Origin of the sequence: Streptomyces sp. NPDC050508 (assembly GCF_040655155.1) — a bacterium.
Lineage (GTDB): Bacteria > Actinomycetota > Actinomycetes > Streptomycetales > Streptomycetaceae > Streptomyces.
This window is the reverse complement of sequence record NZ_JBFAJJ010000001.1, coordinates 795,958-811,594: the sequence shown is the minus strand read 5'-3', so window position 1 is coordinate 811,594 and position 15,637 is coordinate 795,958. Positions and strand designations below refer to the sequence as shown.

General features: G+C 69.3%; 15 protein-coding genes. 8 read left to right on the top strand and 7 right to left on the bottom strand.

Annotation, left to right across the window (positions count from 1 at the left end; translation table 11 throughout):
- Positions 1–39: 39 nt before the first annotated feature.
- Genes AB0I69_RS03660 through AB0I69_RS03650 form a run of 3 tightly spaced genes read left to right on the top strand, consistent with a single transcriptional unit; the run spans position 40 to position 1,975 of the window.
- Positions 40–561 (top strand): pyridoxamine 5'-phosphate oxidase family protein, encoded by a 522-nt coding sequence (locus AB0I69_RS03660; RefSeq protein ID WP_363093857.1) that lies wholly within the window; start codon positions 40–42, stop codon positions 559–561.
- Entirely contained in the window at positions 546–1,673 is a 1,128-nt protein-coding gene (locus AB0I69_RS03655) for a serine hydrolase domain-containing protein (RefSeq protein WP_363093856.1), read from the top strand. Before AB0I69_RS03660 ends, AB0I69_RS03655 begins: the two co-directional genes overlap by 16 nt.
- Positions 1,674–1,714: 41 nt before the next feature.
- Positions 1,715–1,975 (top strand): transposase, encoded by a 261-nt coding sequence (locus tag AB0I69_RS03650; RefSeq protein WP_363093855.1) that lies wholly within the window; start codon positions 1,715–1,717, stop codon positions 1,973–1,975.
- On the opposite strand, the gene AB0I69_RS03645 is transcribed toward AB0I69_RS03650, so the two are convergent.
- The 5 genes from AB0I69_RS03645 to AB0I69_RS03625 form a co-directional block, all read right to left on the bottom strand.
- The gene (locus tag AB0I69_RS03645) at positions 1,924–4,896 is read right to left on the bottom strand and encodes an Ig-like domain-containing protein (protein ID WP_363093854.1); all 2,973 of its coding nucleotides are present in this window, start codon (positions 4,894–4,896) and stop codon (positions 1,924–1,926) included. The genes AB0I69_RS03650 and AB0I69_RS03645 overlap by 52 nt on opposite strands.
- A 296-nt stretch (positions 4,897–5,192) precedes the next feature.
- A complete protein-coding gene (locus tag AB0I69_RS03640) occupies positions 5,193–5,918 on the bottom strand; it encodes an SDR family oxidoreductase (protein WP_363093853.1) in 726 nt (241 codons plus the stop codon).
- 450 nt (positions 5,919–6,368) lie between these two features.
- Entirely contained in the window at positions 6,369–7,214 is an 846-nt protein-coding gene (locus AB0I69_RS03635; protein ID WP_363093852.1) for a zeta toxin family protein, read from the bottom strand.
- A 15-nt stretch (positions 7,215–7,229) separates the two neighbouring features.
- Positions 7,230–8,162: a zeta toxin family protein gene (locus AB0I69_RS03630; protein ID WP_363093851.1), complete on the bottom strand. Its 933-nt coding sequence runs from the start codon at positions 8,160–8,162 to the stop codon at positions 7,230–7,232.
- Between the two features lie 66 nt (positions 8,163–8,228).
- On the bottom strand, positions 8,229–8,492 hold the full coding sequence (locus AB0I69_RS03625; RefSeq protein ID WP_363093850.1) for a hypothetical protein: 264 nt from the start codon (positions 8,490–8,492) through the stop codon (positions 8,229–8,231).
- A gap of 118 nt (positions 8,493–8,610) precedes the next feature.
- On the opposite strand from AB0I69_RS03625, the gene AB0I69_RS03620 reads away from it, so the two are divergent.
- The 5 genes from AB0I69_RS03620 (at position 8,611) to AB0I69_RS03600 (ending at position 13,717) form a co-directional block, all read left to right on the top strand.
- Positions 8,611–9,435 carry a GntR family transcriptional regulator gene (locus AB0I69_RS03620; protein ID WP_363093849.1) on the top strand — a complete coding sequence of 275 codons (825 nt, stop codon included), beginning with the start codon at positions 8,611–8,613 and terminating at the stop codon, positions 9,433–9,435.
- Between the two features lie 85 nt (positions 9,436–9,520).
- On the top strand, positions 9,521–12,193 hold the full coding sequence (locus AB0I69_RS03615; protein WP_363093848.1) for an ATP/GTP-binding protein: 2,673 nt from the start codon (positions 9,521–9,523) through the stop codon (positions 12,191–12,193).
- Between the two features lie 45 nt (positions 12,194–12,238).
- Positions 12,239–12,433: a hypothetical protein gene (locus AB0I69_RS03610; RefSeq protein ID WP_363093847.1), complete on the top strand. Its 195-nt coding sequence runs from the start codon at positions 12,239–12,241 to the stop codon at positions 12,431–12,433.
- A 10-nt stretch (positions 12,434–12,443) separates the two neighbouring features.
- Positions 12,444–12,827 (top strand): BlaI/MecI/CopY family transcriptional regulator, encoded by a 384-nt coding sequence (locus tag AB0I69_RS03605; protein ID WP_363093846.1) that lies wholly within the window; start codon positions 12,444–12,446, stop codon positions 12,825–12,827.
- Positions 12,824–13,717, top strand: coding sequence for a M48 family metalloprotease (locus AB0I69_RS03600; RefSeq protein WP_363093845.1), 894 nt, complete (start codon positions 12,824–12,826; stop codon positions 13,715–13,717). The genes AB0I69_RS03605 and AB0I69_RS03600 overlap by 4 nt, the downstream gene beginning before the upstream one ends.
- 7 nt (positions 13,718–13,724) lie before the next feature.
- Here the strand turns inward: AB0I69_RS03600 and AB0I69_RS03595 are convergent, their stop codons facing one another.
- On the bottom strand, positions 13,725–14,582 hold the full coding sequence (locus AB0I69_RS03595; RefSeq protein ID WP_363093844.1) for a sugar phosphate isomerase/epimerase family protein: 858 nt from the start codon (positions 14,580–14,582) through the stop codon (positions 13,725–13,727).
- A 4-nt stretch (positions 14,583–14,586) separates the two neighbouring features.
- Positions 14,587–15,612 (bottom strand): sugar ABC transporter substrate-binding protein, encoded by a 1,026-nt coding sequence (locus AB0I69_RS03590; protein WP_363093843.1) that lies wholly within the window; start codon positions 15,610–15,612, stop codon positions 14,587–14,589.
- Positions 15,613–15,637: the final 25 nt, after the last annotated feature.

The following is a 15,637-nucleotide window of genomic DNA, read 5'->3' as shown; positions in this document are numbered from 1 at the left end:
AGTGCCGGTCGGCTGAGCATGCCTCGTTGAGGATGGGACATGTTGGACAGCGAACCGGATGCTGTGCTGGGACCGTTCTCGTCCCCGGGCGCGCAGGCGACGCCGTGGGCGTCGGCGTTGGCGGTCCTCGGTGAGGCGGAGGTGTTCTGGCTCTCCACGGTGCGGCCGGACGGGCGACCACACGTGACGCCGTTGTTGGCGGCCTGGAGTCTGAGTGGCATGTGCTTCACCACGGGAGGTCAGGAGCGCAAGGCGCGAAACCTTGAACGTAATCCCCGCTGTGCGCTGACGACTGGCACGAACGCCTTGACCGGTGTGGACGTCGTCATCGAGGGTGTCGCATCCGTGGTGGACGAGCGTTCCGGGCGTGAACGGGCTGTCGCGGACTTCGAGCGGAAGTACGGTGCGCATCTGACCAGTCCCGAGGGTTCCTGGTACCGGTTGGACGAGGCCGTCATCGCCGGCGACGTCAGGCTGTATCGAGTCGCGCCGACTGTCGGATTCGCTTTCGGCAAGCTGCCGACATCCAGCCAGACCCGCTACACGTGGCCGAGCCGGTGACGATGATGCCCTCACTGCAGCAACAGGTTCAAAGCGTCCTCGACGAACTCGTGGATACCGGAGCCGAAACCGGCTTGCAGGTTGCCGTTTACCACCACGGTGCTCTTGTTGTCGATGCCGTCGCCGGCGGCCAGACCGGGCGCAGGATGACCCCGGAGACCCCGGTTTTCAGCTTCTCTGCCGGCAAGGTCATGACGTCGCTGATCGCTCACCTGCTCGTCAGGACCGGCGTTGTCGGATACGAGACACCGGTGGTCGACCTGTGGCCGGAGTTCGGTGCCCACGGCAAGGAGACCGCGACTCTTCGACACGTGCTGACCCACTCGGCCGGCGTGCCGGCAATGCCTCGTGACATCGGTCCTGCCGACCTGGCTGACTGGTCGCGGGTCTGCAGCGCGCTCGCCGACGCCGAACCTCGGTGGCGGCCCGGGACCGAGACGGGATACCTCTCGTTCACCTTCGGCTTCCTCGTCGGCGAGGTCGCACGCCGGGCCACAGGCAAACCGATGCGGCAGCTCCTGCACGAGTGGGTCACCGTGCCCCTGGGCATCGACGGTGACCTGTTCTTCGGTGTGCCCCGCACCGACCTCGCCCGGCTGGCGCGACTCGAAGACGCCGCACCGCGCCCGGTCGCCCCACCTGACGGCGATGCCGTTCTTGCGCCCTGGGAACGGCAACCGACCGCGGCCATGGGCAACAGCCACGAGATCCTGCAAGCGGACATCCCGTCGGTCGGCACCTTCACCGCGCGGGGAATCGCTGCCATGAACGCCGCGGTCCTCGACGGTCGGCTCATCGACTCACATCAGCTCAAGGAGGTGACGGCGGTGGCCTTCGAGGGCACCGACCAGGTCTTCGGCAACCATGCGCGGCTGGCCCTGGGCTATCCGCTCGGCCGCATCGGTACTCGGCCGGAGGAGGCATCCACCACGTTCGGCTGGGTCGGTGGTGGCGGCAGCTACGTCTATGCCGACACCGCCACCGGCACCTCCTTCGCCATGACCAAGACCCGTCTCACCCCCCACTTCAACACCGCACAACGACTCGCAGACCTGACCACAGCCGAGATCAACCCACCTGCGCCCGGGCATAACAGCAGGGCCTCCTGGTAGCTCGGGGTTGCGATCCCAACCGAGCAGCACCAGGAGGCCCTGTGCCGCGGTCTCTCGTGCTCGCTGCTGCGAAGTCCAACGCGCTGTCACCGGACTGCGACTGCCTCGCGCACAGGTTCGGCAACGCGGCAGACGGTCCGCAGGGCGTCCGGTGTTACGGCTCCGACCTGACGGAGGCGGAGTGGCAGGTCGTCCGGCTGTTGCTGCCGGTGCCTGCGTGGCTTCAGGGGTGGGGCGGTCGACCGAAGGGCTACTGGGAGGAGGCGGAGTTGTCGATTTCGAAGCCGTCGAAGGTGGCGTAGGTGCCCGAGAGCTTGGTCACCACGATGGTGTGGACACCGGCGGCGAGTGCGGTGTTGGTGTAGACAGCGGCATCGGTGTGGCGCGCGCCGTCGGCAGGCACCGTGTCGACGACGGTGGCGGGCCCGCCGTCGATCGACACGCCGATGTCGCCCTGATCGGTGAACTCCTCGCCGAACACCTTGATCCCGGTGCCGATGAACGCGTACGTGATGCTGCTGCCGTCGGTCGTCGCATAGTGGACGTCGTCGTCGTGGTCGCCGTAGCCACGGCTGCCCAAGTAGTCCCAGGAGTTGTAGACGATCGACGCATCGGTGTCGTTGAGGCGTGCTGCGGTCGGCGGCGTGCCGACGTAGACGAGGACGGCTGCCGACGGCTTGGACGTGGCACCGTCCTTGTCGGACTGCGTGGCGGACAGCGACTGTTGGCCGGGCGAGACGTCGGTGAGCGTGCACGACCAGGCGCCGTCGGCGGCAGCGGTTGTGGTGCAGCCTGCCTGGTTCGCGCTGTCGGTGACCGCGACGGTGTTGCCGGCCAGCGCTGTACCGCGGACCGTGAAGGTGTCGGCCAGGCCGGTGGTGCCGCTCGTGGGGGCGGTGATGGCCGGACGGGGTACGTAGGTGCCGACGGTGACGTCCGTGCCGTCGGCTCCGGTCGGTACCGCGGCGATCAGGAATCCGGAGGAGACCGACTGGACGTCGGTCGCGCGCCGGTCGCCGAAGTACACCGGGGTGCCGGGCGAGAAGCCGGCACCGGCGATGAGGACCCGTTCGGTCGAGGAGCCGGCGATGGGCGTGGGCGCGGAGATGTAGCTCGCGGTGAGAGGGAGGGCGTCCACCAGTGGCCCGTATCCGTCGGTGACGCCTGCGCCGGCGAGGTGGGAGACGGGGATGTCACCCGGGCCCGGGGACGCGGGGACGGTGGTGTTGTCGCCGGCGTGGGAGTCGATCGGCTGCGTGCAGAAGTAGCTCTCCGCGGGGTCGGAGAAGTAGTTGCCGGTGACCCAGAAGTGGCCGGTGGCCGAGCAGCCGCCCTGGGCGCCGAGTGCGGCCAGCGGGTGGAACTCGACGTTGCCGCTGAAGCTGATCCACTCCGAACCGGCGTCGTCGTAGAAGGCGTTGAAGCGCGAGCCGTCGTTGTAGACGACGTTGCCGGTGACGTGCAGGCCGTGGGCCAGGGTGGCTGTCGCGTCGATGGTGCCGTCAGGCTGGTGGACGTACTGCGCCTGGTGGCCTTCCATGTAGATCGCGCCGCCGTCGTCGAGGACCTGCATGACGTCGAAGATCAGGTTGTCGCTGATCGTGTTGTCGGCGTTGATGTTGGTCGAGTTCTGCGGATGGTTGGCGTCGTCGACGTGGCCCTGGATGATGCCCGCGGTGATCCCGGTGTACGGCAGGTTGTACAGCTCGTTGTGCGTGATCGTGGTGTGGCGGCTGAACAGGAGCGTGATGCCGCAGGCCGAGCGGTAGTCGGTGCCGACGTCGTGGATCACGTTGTTCGAGACCGTGGTGTGGTCCAGGATCTCGTTCGTCCCGACCCGGTCCGCCTGCACGGTCTTCGGGTCAGGCGTGCAGTTGTCCTTGATCACCGAGGCCGGCGTGTCGGTGGGAGTCGGGTCGTACGTGCAGCCGAGTGACAGCGCGGTGGAGGCGATCCGGGTGAACTCGTTGCCGTCGATGACGTTGTGCGATCCCCCGTACATGAAACTCAGGCCTGCGCCCCCCAGGTTGACGAACCGGTTGCCGCTGATCGTCACGTGACTGGCCCCGGTGAAGGCGACGTTGGCGAGGGGCTGGGTGAGTGCGCCCCAGGGGCAGCTGCCGGCGGGCGTGGAGAAGGTGCACAGCCCCTGGTTGCTGTCGCCGGTTCTGTGCAGGTTGCTCTGCACGTCCGCGAAGCCCGTCGGTGACGAGGGGGCGTTCCAGGTGGCGTACGAGAACTGGAGGCCCGCGAAGGTGATGTCGTGCAGGGGCCTGGCCAGACTGCCGGCACCTTGCACCAGCTTCTCCAGCCGGGGCAGTTCGACGTCCAGGCCGGCCATCCGCTGACCGCTCCTGGGCGTGTAGTAGAGCGTGTCGGTGGCGTTGTCCAGGAACCACTGACCGGGCGTCAGGAGGCTGCGGGCGCCCTGGATCGTGGCCGGCAGCTGTGAGGTGGGCATCGACGGCAGGCCGCCGGTGCCCTGGCTGAACGGGGCGATGTCGGTGACGTTGGTCCAGCAGGGCTGGTCCATGACCAGCGTGCTGCCGGACATCCGTGCGACCCCGCACTTGGAGTCGGTCCACGCGCCGTTGCCCGCGGGATAGTCGAACTCGACCTGCGCCAGTTGCGTGGGCGTGAGGTGTGCGAACCAGGCCAGGGCCGCGGCGTCGTTCGACAGGTCGTATCCCGTGGCCGACCCGGCCCAGTTGCCCGTGAAGTGCAGGGCCGCCGGGGTGGCCTGGGCGATGGGGGCTTGTCTGCCCTCCACGTAGAGCTGGCGGGTGGCGCTGCCGTGGGGCACATGTGCGGACCACACACCGCTGCTCCCCACCTCGTGCCAGGCGGTGACCCGGGAGGCGCCGGAGATGACCGGGTGGGCGCCGGGCGCGGCCTCCCACACCACGGGGTGCGCGGGCCGGCCGGAGTCCTCCGTGCCGAACTTCCACGTCTTGCTCAACCGGTACGTGCCGCCGAGGAGTTCGACTCGGGGACTCACCGGGTTCCGGCCGTGCTCAAGAGCGCGTACTTCTGCCTGCGCGGTGGTCAGGGAGCAGGGATTTTTCGATGTGCACGCCGCACCGTGGCCGTCAGGCGCTGCCCACAGCACCGATGCGGTGGCTGCCTGCGCCGGGCTTGCCGACACGCCCAGCGCTCCCGCGCCGACCAGTCCGAAGGCGAGTACAGAACCGATGATCTTGCACGTCGACGCCATCCATTTCATGACCGCTCCGGGATCCGTCAAGCCGCGGGCATGCCCGCAGGGGAGACTGAGACATCCGATGAATGGGGTCAACGTGGCAGCATACGATTGGCGCTGTCAACGGGTTGTGTGCGGTTCGATGCGAAAGAGGTGGCCTCCGAGTAAGCGAATCCCGGAGTAATAGATCGGATGTATAGGTAGTTTTACGCACCGAAGGTGACAGGCCTTCAGGTCAAGGGTGAGCCGCCGCCGTTACGCATGGAGAGCGCCGGCAGCGGACAGGGACGGCCGCGTAGCGACCCGAGTCGGAACCCAAGTCAACGACGCCGAAGTCGGTGGGCACGCTCACGCGGTCCGGTGGAGGAACTCCAAGGGCCGGACAACGCGGCGCGTACCCGGCGAGCCGTGTCGTCGACGAGTACTTCCGGCTCATCACGCATGATCGCGTCCATGGTCTTGGCGGCCACCTCAGCCGGCTCCACCTTCGGGGTGTCGACCCCTACCGTGGCATCGGTGTCCACCCAGCCGACGTGCACCCCGACGACCAGCGTTCCCTGCTCTCGCAGTCCGATGCGCAGCGCGTTGGTCAGCGACCACTCGGCGGCCTTAGACGCGGCGTAGCCGGGGAACCGGCTGTTCGCCCGCCAAGAGGCCACGGACAGCATGTTCACCAGGGCGCCGCCACCGTTGGCGGCGAGCACCGGTGCGAAGGTCCGTGACACCGCCCAGGCGCCCAGGTAGTTCACTTCCAGTTCCCGCCGCGCGCCTTCCAAGGAGCCGTCCAGCAGGCCCGGTCCGGCCTGGATACCGGCGTTGTTGATGACGATCGTCACGTCGGATGCCGTTGCCGCGGCGGCCGCGATCTGGTCGTGGTCGGTGACGTCGAGTCGTAGTGATTCCAGGCCGGGCTCCTGGAAGTCCTCCGGCCTGCGGACGCCCGCGTACACCTTGGCGGCACCCCGGGCCAGCAGAGCGCGCGAGAACGCCAGCCCGATTCCGCGGTTCGCTCCGGTCACCAGCGCGACCGAACCCTCGATCTTCATGGTCGGACACCTCGTTTCACAGGTTGCCGCAGTTGTTCGGTGCGGCACGGGCTCGCATACGACAGACCGATCCCTGCGTGGTGCGGCGGGGGCCACGTTCATGGTTTTGCGTGCGCGGGCCGCTCGCATCACGTGGGGTTCGTGGTGTGGGTCGGCGGGTGACTACGTACGGCCGGGGTGGAGCGGTACGCAGCGCACCACTCGTTCGGCGACAGCGTCTGCGTGGTGCGTCCGCGCCCGCACTACGAGTGGTCACGGGATGTGGTCGGCGCCGTGCGTTCCCCACACCGCTTTGTCCCGCGGGAGGACGTGGCCGCTCTGCCGCATCGGTTGTTGACCGAAGGTCCGGTTGGCCAGGCGTCATGGCAACGGCCTGTCGGGCTCGTGCGGGTGGTCCAGAAGCCCTCGATCACGGCGATGGCCGTACGCTGTCGATGACTGCGGCAGCGTTCAGCATCGCGCCGGCGGCAAGCGGCGATCCGCAGCCCCGTTCGCCGGACCGGGAAGCGGGAAGCCCGGTGGTAGCAGGGGTGCCGCCAAGGCGGTGATTTCGGCGAGTTCCGAGCGATGTCGTGGCAGCGATACCCACAGCCGGCGCTGCAGTGCTGCGAACCGGGACGCCTCGGCGTTCGTGTAGGGGCGCTGCCGCTCCCCTTCCAGCATGGCTGCGATACCACCGTGCCGGTTCCGAAGCGGGCGAATGTTCCGGTCGGTCACCGTGACGGTGTGCACTGCCGGACAGCGGTCGAGGGCCGCTGCGAGTGTGGCGAGCGCTCGGTAGCACCGGTCGTGTCCATGGGGGGTGGTGAAGCGGGAGGGCAGTCCTTGTTCCAGGCCGAGAGCGAACCGGTGCGCGGTGCCCTGGCGGCTGTCGGCCGCGCGTACCGCCAGGATCAGCATCTCGACCCGGTAGCCCGCGGCCTGGAACCGGGAGGCCGAAGCCAGCAGGTCGGTGTCGGTGGCCGGTGCGGCCTCCAGCACTACATCGGCCCTCCGGTTTCGGAGCCATTGCTCTGCCGCGTTCTGCCACGCCCGGTAGTCGGCTCGCAGCAGGGCTCCCGCCGTGCGCGGGCGCTGGGCGAGCAGCCGGGCGTAATGGGGATGGAACGCGCGGAAGTCCTCGCTGGACACCCGGACAGCGGTGGGACGCATGGCCCGTAACACCAGGGTGGAGGCTGCTGTCTTCCCGGCGCCGGGTTGCCCCACCACGTAGACCGCTACCGGGTGGCGTCGGGGCTCGGGGTCGCCGAGATGGAACGGGACGATCAGGTCTGTGAAAATCCGTTGGTGTTCCACGGGTGGAAGACGGGGCTAGCCGACTCCTTGGAGAGGGGGCGGATCGCCGCAGCGCCGGCGGAGCAGTGGCTCGGCCCATCGGAGGCTGTGGCGGATGTCCTGGGCAACGGCCGTCCGGCGAGCCGGCCCCGGGATGTTGCGCGCGATTTCTCCGACGCGGGCGACGGTGTCGCGGAAACGCTGGGCTTCGGTGACAGTCCACGGTCGTGTCCGCTCGGCGCTCACCTCTTGGGCGGCGCGCGGTGGGCGCGACCAACTTCCGTTCGGCGCCAGCCGGTTGAGATACCGAATGCCGTGGGCGCCGATCACTGTCACCAGGTTCGCCAGTCGCTCGGCTTCGATGATGCGCAGGACTTCGGGCAGTTCTCGGGAGCAGTGGTCCTGGTTCTGCGCCGACACGTAGCGGCCCACCCCGGTGGCCCGCACCTGCTGGAGGTAGCGGTGCAGTACGGCCAGGCTGCTGAGGGCCTGCGGAACTGCGAGCACCGCCAGTTCGACCCGGTGGCCGGCGCGCCGGTAGGCGCCGACGGTGGTGCGAGCCTCTTCCGGGTCGGCCAGGGCGGTCTCTATGACGGCGTGCAGCCGGTGACGGCGGGTGTAGTCCTCCACCTCCGCCTGCCAGCGGCGTGTGTCCGGGCGCGTGCGCACTCCGGCGCTGCGGTCGTCGACCGCCAGGAGCGTCGGATAGCAGGGGTGGGCCTGTTTGTAGGCGTCGCTGCCGATGCGCACGGCGCCTCCGTGGTGGGCCAGCGTGTGGTGCACCAGGTCCGCGAAGGTGGATTTGCCGACGCCGGGCTGACCCGCGACGAACACCGCGACCGGGGAGGTCTGGGCCGTGGCCTGCTTGGTGACGACCGGCAGGATCGTGGTGGCCAGCAGGTCGCGGTGTCGTTCTTCGGGCAGTACGGCGGGGGCGAACCCTCGCTCACCGTCATGTGGCCGCGTCAATCGGCGTCCCACGCCGTGTGCGCCCCCGCACGGGGCGGACTCAGTTCCGTGGCGGGAGTGCCGCAGTCATCCGGTGCCGGGATCCGCCGAGCGGAGCTCGGCGCGCAGCAACCGGGGTTCGGGACCGGGGCCGCGGCCCTGCACGCTCCAGGTGTCGGCGTCGTCGAGTGCGTTCTGCACGTCGACCCAGGCGTCCTCGGAGCTGACCGGGTCGATGGTGCACAGGACAAGCGCGCCCTGGTTGATTTCCTGGATCCGGGTGGCGCCACCCGTAAGTTCCGCAAGCCGGGCGGCGAGTGCCGCGGCGCGCCCTGCCAGGACCGCATCCACTCCTCCCCCTCACATCGCACTGATTACTGTCCGTATCGCTAATCGATTAGCGTGCCGCTAACCGATTAGCGTGTCAAGGAGTTGCAAGGAGTAGCGAGTTCCTCTCCGGGAGTAGGCAGTGCCCACTGCGGACTATCAGCGCATCGCCGAAGACCTGCGCAGGCGGCTAGCGGAAGGAGAGTGGTCCCCGGGTGAGCAGCTGCCGCCGCGGGCCCAGTTGGCTCGCGAGTACCAGACGAGTCCGGCCGCGATCCAGCGGGGCCAGGAACTACTGATCGACACCGGCGTGCTGGAGGGGCGCAAAAGCATCGGCGTCTTCGCCCGTGCCCCGCAGACACGCATCGCGCTGCCCGTGCTGCTGCCCATTCCGGACGCGATCCGGCAGGCCGGGCTCACCCCGGGTATGGAGTACCGGTCGGACGTCAAGGTCCCGGCTCCGGAGCCGATCGCCCGGCGGCTGGCGGTCGACGTCGACACCCTGTGTGTCCGTACCCGCTACGAGTATCTGGGCGACGCCCGCCCTTTGGCCCTCGGCGAATCGTGGGAGCCCATGGCTCTCACTCATCGCACGCCCGTTCTTCTGCCGGAGGACGGGCCGCTGGCCGGTACCGGCGTGGCTCGCCGGCTGGCCTCGGTCGGCGTCCGCGTCGGCCACGCCCAGGTCCGTACGCACGTCCGGCACCCGAATGACCATGAGGCACTGCGGCTCGGGATCACCCGCCGCACGCTGATCGTCAAGCTGGACCGGACCCACCTGGCCGACACCGGCCAGCCGGTCGAGACCGCCACCTTCCTTCTCCCGCAGACTCGTTGGGAACTGGTCTACGACGTCCCGATACCGGCCTGCGATCCCCTCGGCGACGGGCATCGCTCGCAAGGGGACGACGGTCACACTGCCGAGACCCGGCGGAGCAAACAGGGCGGGACCCCTCGCGAGCGGTGACCGCTGCGTGGCACGTCGTGAAGGGATGCCGGCCATGCGGACCGGCAGTCGCAGGTCGGGATCGTTCGACCATCAGGGGGTTGGCATGGCGGGTCGGGATTTGCGGGCTCTGTTCGGTTCCAACGACCACCGGGTGGGGGCGGATGAGGCGTTCACCAACCGGGAGGACCAGTGGCGGATTTTCGTAAGCGCCCTGGACGGCCACCTGCAGCACGTGAGCGCTGCGGGTTTCGACGCCGCCGACCTGGAGGCACCGCGACGCAACCTGCTCGTCTTCCACGGTGTCGGCGGCATCGGCAAGTCGACGCTGTCACGGAGGCTGGAGGCCGCGCTGGCCAATGCCGAACACCGGCCGGCGCATTGGGGTGAACCGGTCTGGCACGGGCCGCGGATCGTCCCTCTCCGGCTCGACCTGGCGCGCTCGGCGAACACCGACTTCGAGCGCGTCGTCGTCATGATCCGGCTTTCCATCGCGGCCGCGGTCGGTCGGCCCATGCCCGCGTTCGACATCGCGCTGCGCCGCTACTGGGACCACCGGCATCCGGGCGAGCCGTTGGAGGAGTACCTGCGCCGTGACGGCTTGCTGACCCGCTTCGGTCAGGCGCTTCCGCAGCAGATGCAGGCGGCTCTCGGCGAGGTCGCCCAGGGCTTGGCGCTGCCCGGGATGCTCGGCTCCGCGGTCGGGCAGCTCACCGGGGCGCTGGTGAGGGCGCTGCGCGAACACCGCCGCTCAGTGAGCGCGTTGGCCGGCTGTGCGCGGCTGGCCGACCTTCTGGAGGCCGACACCGACCTGGAGGCGCTCTCGTACTACCCGCACCTGCTCGCCTGGGAGTTGGCCCGCTTACCCGACCGCAAGCAGATCGCCCCGGTGGTGCTGCTGGACACCTTCGAGGACATCGGGGACCGCACCCACCGGGACATGGAGCGGCTGCTGCAGCACGTGGTGTGGCTCATGCCGAACGTCTTCTTCGTCGTGACCGGACGCAACCGGCTGCAGTGGGCCGACCCGGCCCTGCACGGCCAACTCGACTGGACCGGCCCGGCAGCCTGGCCCGGGCTGGCCGACCGCGGCTTGCCGACGCCCCGCGCCACCCCAGCCGATCCGGGCTCGCGCCATCAGATCCTGATCGGGAACTTCAGCGACGAGGACCGCCAGAACTACCTCACCCACCGACTCACCACCGACGGCCGGCCCCTGATCGACCCGACGCTACGACGTGTGATCGCCGAACGCTCCCACGGCCTGCCCCTGTACCTCGACCTGGCCGCCATGCGCTTTCTCGAAATCCGCCGCAACGGCCTCACCCCACAACCGGCCGACTTCGACGGCGACTTCCCCGCCCTGATCGCCCGCACCCTCACCGACCTCACCCCCGACGAACGCCATGTTCTGCGCTCGGTCAGCCTCCTGGACGCGTTCGACATCCCGCTCGCCACCGCCACCGCCGGAATCAGCCGCGACGCCCCCGTGCTCCGCCTGCTGGAGCGGCCCTTCATCCGCCACACCACCACCAGCCTGTGGCCCTACCACCTGCACGCCCTCATCCGCTCAACCCTGCGCACCGCCGAAGACACCACCGACGACCGCTGGTCACCCCGGGACTGGCGAAACGCGGCCGAACGCGCCCACAGCGCCATAGGCCGGCAGTGGGCCGGGCACACCGGCCCCGGCCGCCGTCTGCTGATCGCATGCCTACGCCAAGGTCTCGCCCTCGCCTCCGAGTTCCGCCTCGACCTGGGCTGGCTGACCGAGGCGGCCTGGCAGTACGTCAGCGACTCGGTGTGGGAACCGGTCACCCCCGCCCCGCGGGACACCGGCGACGAGACACGTCCGCAGACACCGGCCGACGCCCTGGTCGAACTGCTCACCGCACTGGGCCGTCGACAACACGAACACCGCCGCAGCACGGCCACCCGGCTCGCCGCCGTCATCGACGCCGGTCTGCTGCCTGAGGAACTGGAGCAGATGGCGCTCTACTACCTCGCCAAAGCCCACCGCGACCTGGGCAACTCGGTCGCCTCGCGAACAGGGATGCAGCAGGTGGCCGACGGAGGAGGCCGCCTCGCCCCCGCCGCGCGCCGCGGCCTGGCCCACCTCGCCCGCCTGGCCGGCGACTTCCCCACCGCCCTGACCGTTGCCCAGAACCTGGGGTGGGCCGGCCGGCAAAACCGCGTACTCGGCGACATCCACTGGCCTCAAGGCGACATCACACAAGCAGCCGAGAACTACGAACAGGCCCGCAACGATGCCGAACAACGCGGCATCGCAGGAGAACGCGCAACCGCCCAGGCACACCGCGCACTTGCCCTGGCCTTCGCAGACCCCACGACCGCAGACAGTGAAATCGCCCTCGCCCACCACCTCCTGACCGACCTCACACTCCACGCCACCTCCCTGACCGTCCACATCGCCGGCCTCATCCGCGACGCGGGCCACAGCACGCACATCGACGAACGCGCCCAGGCTCTGCGCGCCGAGATCGAGACCGCCGGACTGGCGTCCCTCCTCCCCCTGCTTGAGCTCGCCGTCTGCTTCCACCACGCCGTCCGCGCCGACGAGGAACTCCTCGCCGCCGCCATCCACCGACTGCGCCGGCTCACCAACGACGGCGACCACGCCCACCTCGCCGACATCGCGTGCTTCATGGGCAACCGGCCCCTCACCCCAGCCGCCTCGCCTGTCCGGTGGCTGGAGAGCGAAGAGACCGTCCGCCGACGCTGGCGCACGCTCGTCACCCAACGGTGCAGCACCTATTAGGCGAACGGGACCTTCTCAGTGGGCGGTTCGTGAGTCCATGGGGCGTTGATCGAGCCGGTGCTCACACGCGTGCCCGGCCGCAAGCGGGGCATCACTCTGCTCGACCAAATCGCCGTCGCGGCCGGCCTCGGCATCGACGTCGAGATCGAGCTCGTCCAGCGGAACCCTATCGACCCCGACCAGGCAAAAGAGCCTGGTCAGAACGCCAACAGTAGGCATGTCACGCCCTACACGCTGTAAGGTGGGCGTCATGGCTGGCAGAGACCCGCAGGTCCGGGTGGAGCGGCGCAGCGCCGGTGAGTTGGAGAGCGAGGTCCTCGCCGCGCTGTGGGCGACCGACCGGCCGCTGACTCCGGCCGAGATCCAGGCCGAGATCGACGGCCCGCTCGCCTACAACACCGTGCACACGATCCTCAAGCGGCTCTACGACAAGGGGCTCGTCCTGCGTGACGCGGACGGGCGGCGCGGCGCCTACCGGCCCGCGAAGAACGCGGCCGAGTTGACCGCCGAGGCGATGCGCGAGGCCTTGGACCGGGGCCCCGACCCGATCGCCGCGCTGCAGCAGTTCGTGACCGGTCTGCGCCCCGAGGAGGAGAGGGCGCTGCGCGACCTGCTGGCCGGGGGCGCGGGATGAGGTTCGACGTCTACACCCCGTTGCTGCTGTCGGTGCTGCTCGCCGCGATCAGTCCGGCGATCGGCAGGCGGGTGGCTCCGGCGCTGGCAGCGCGGGTGCTGACCGCCGCCGCCGTGGTGACCGCGGCGGCCACCTGCTGGTCCCTGTTCCTGCTGGCCGCGACGCTCGTCGGCGATGCTCCGCCGGTCGTCGCCGAGGCCCGGCAGGACGGGCACCGGCTGGCCGAACCGGTGCCTGAGATCATCGGGATCGTGGCCTGTGTCGCCCTGGCCGTGGTCGTCGTGTCCGTCCAGGGGGCCGTGAGCGCGGACCGTCGTACGCGACGCGCGCTGCGGCGGTTGTGCGAAGGGCACCCGGCGGACACCGAGTTGATCGTCGCCGCCTCTCCCGAGCCACAGGCGTTCGCCATCCCCGGCCGGCCCGGCCGGATTCTGGTCACCTCCGGAATGCTGAGCGCCCTCGAACCGGCGGAACGCCGGGTCCTGCTCGCCCATGAGCGCGCCCATCTCACGCACCGGCACGCGTTGTTGGTGACCGCGGCAACGCTCGCCGCCGCGGCCAACCCGCTGCTCAGGCCCGTCCGTTCCACCATCGCGTTCCTGGTGGAACGGTGGGCGGACGAGCAGGCGGCGGACGCGGTCGGCGACCGCGCGACCACCGCCCGCGCCCTGGCCCGCGCCGCCCTGAGCGCCGAACGCCCGCGCCCCGCCTGCGCGTTGAGCTTCACCGACCGTGCCGTCACCCGCCGGATCGCGGCGTTGCAGACGACCCCGCCCCCGCGCCTGTGGCCCCTCGCGGCGGCCGTCCTCGCCCTGGGCACGCTGCCCGCGCTCGGCGCGGCCGACGCGACCGGCGATCTGTTCCGGATGCTGGCCGGGACACTCGCCTAGGTGGAGGCTAGGCCGAGACGGCCAAGTACTCGTCGATCTTCCTCCGCATCAACACCGATGATTCCTCGGCCCGTTCCTCCCAGGCGAACACGCACGCGGTCAGGGTTCCGTCGAAGCCGCTCGTCCGCAGGGCGCGGAACAGTGCGGTGAAGTCGACCTCGCCCTCGCCGATGTCGAGGTGCTGGTGGATCCGCGCGGCGGTGCCCGGCGGGTTGAGGATGTACCGGTTGCCCGACGACGCGGTGTGGTCGAAGGCGTCGGCGAGGTGGACGTGGGTGAGCAGGTCGCCCGCGTACTCGATGATGCCGGGGGCGTCGTTTCCGATGTGGAAGGTGTGCGGCGCGCAGTAGAGGAAGCTGACGTTGGGGTGGTTGATGCCCCGGATCAGGTTGATCGCGTCGTAGCCGTTCTCGATGAAGTCGTCCGGGTGGGGTTCCAGGGCGAGTTTGATGCCCTCGCGCTCGAAGAGCGGGAGCAGTTCGTCCATCGAGTTCCAGAACTGGGCCTCGCTGCGGTCCTGTTCCTCGGGGCGACCGTTGAACTCGGAGATCATGCTGTCCACTCCGAGGTCCGCGCAGATCTGGATGGCGCGTTTCCAGTAGCGTACGGCGGCCTGTCGGGCGTCCTCGTCGGGCCCGGACCAGCGAAACAGCGGCAGCAGGGAGGAGATGCCGACGCCTGAAGTGTCCAGCGCCTTGCGGAACTTGCGGACGGTGGCGTCGTCGACGCGCGGGTGCCGGAAGAACGGGATGAAGTCCTCGCGGGGCGAGAGCTCGATCCACTCGTAGCCCAACTCGGCGACGACAGCAGGGAGTTCGAGCAGCGGCACGTTGCGGATCATGTACGGGTCGAGCGCGATCCTCATGGCGTCACCGCGTTCCCTTCGCGGCGAACTTCGCGACCGCGTCGACGTTGGTCTTGTCGACGAAGGCCGGGCCGGTCAGCACGGGCTGCTCGCCGCCGCCGCTGTAGTTGCCGTTCATCTTGTAGAGCCACAGGGAGTCGACCGCCAAGTAGCCCTGGAGGTAGGGCTGTTGGTCGACGGCGAACTGAATGGTGCCCTTCTCGATCGCGGTGATGAGGTTCGCGTTGAGGTCGAAGGTGGCGACCTTCGCCTTGCTGCCCGCGTCGGACAGCGACTGCACGGCTGTCAGCGCGAAGGGGGCGCCGAGGGTGACGATCTCGTCGATGGACTTGTCCTGGGTGAGCTTGGCGGTGATCGTCGACTTCACCGACGGCATGTCCGTGCCGTTGACGTAGAGGATGTCGGTCTTGCCGCTGAAGGTCTTCTTCACGCCGGCGCAGCGCTGTTCGAGGTTGACGTCGCCCTGGGCCTGGATCACGCACAACGTGTGCTTGACGCCGGTGGAGTTGAGCTTCGTGCCGAGCGCCTGCCCGGAGACGGACTCGTCCTGGCCGAAGAAGGAGAGCAGGCCCTGCTTCTGCCATTCGCTCAGCCCGGCGTTGAAGCCGACGACCGGGATGCCTGCCTGTTCGGCCTTGGCAACGACGGCCTTCAGGGCGTCGGGCTTGGCGAGGGTGACCGCGATGCCGTCGACCTTCTGGTCGATCGCGTTCTGCACCAGGTTGGCCTGGTCGCCCGCGTTCTCGTCGTTGGAGTAGATGAGCTCGACGTTGTCCTTGGCCGCGGCGGCCTGGGCGCCCTTGCGGATGGTGTCCCAGAACGTGTCGCCGGAGGGCGCGTGGGTGACCATCGCGATGGTCATCCGGGGCGTACTGGCCTTGCCCGCCGAGGCGTCGGCGGCCGACTCCGTGGACTTCTTGCCGCCGGAGCCGCTGGAGCAGCCCGCGAGGGTGAGGGCGGTCGCGGCGGCGACGGCCACGACGGGAAGGACTCTGCGAGAGCGGGGGCGGTGAGCGGATGTGCTGTTCATGGTGCGTGCACCTCACTGTGCAGCG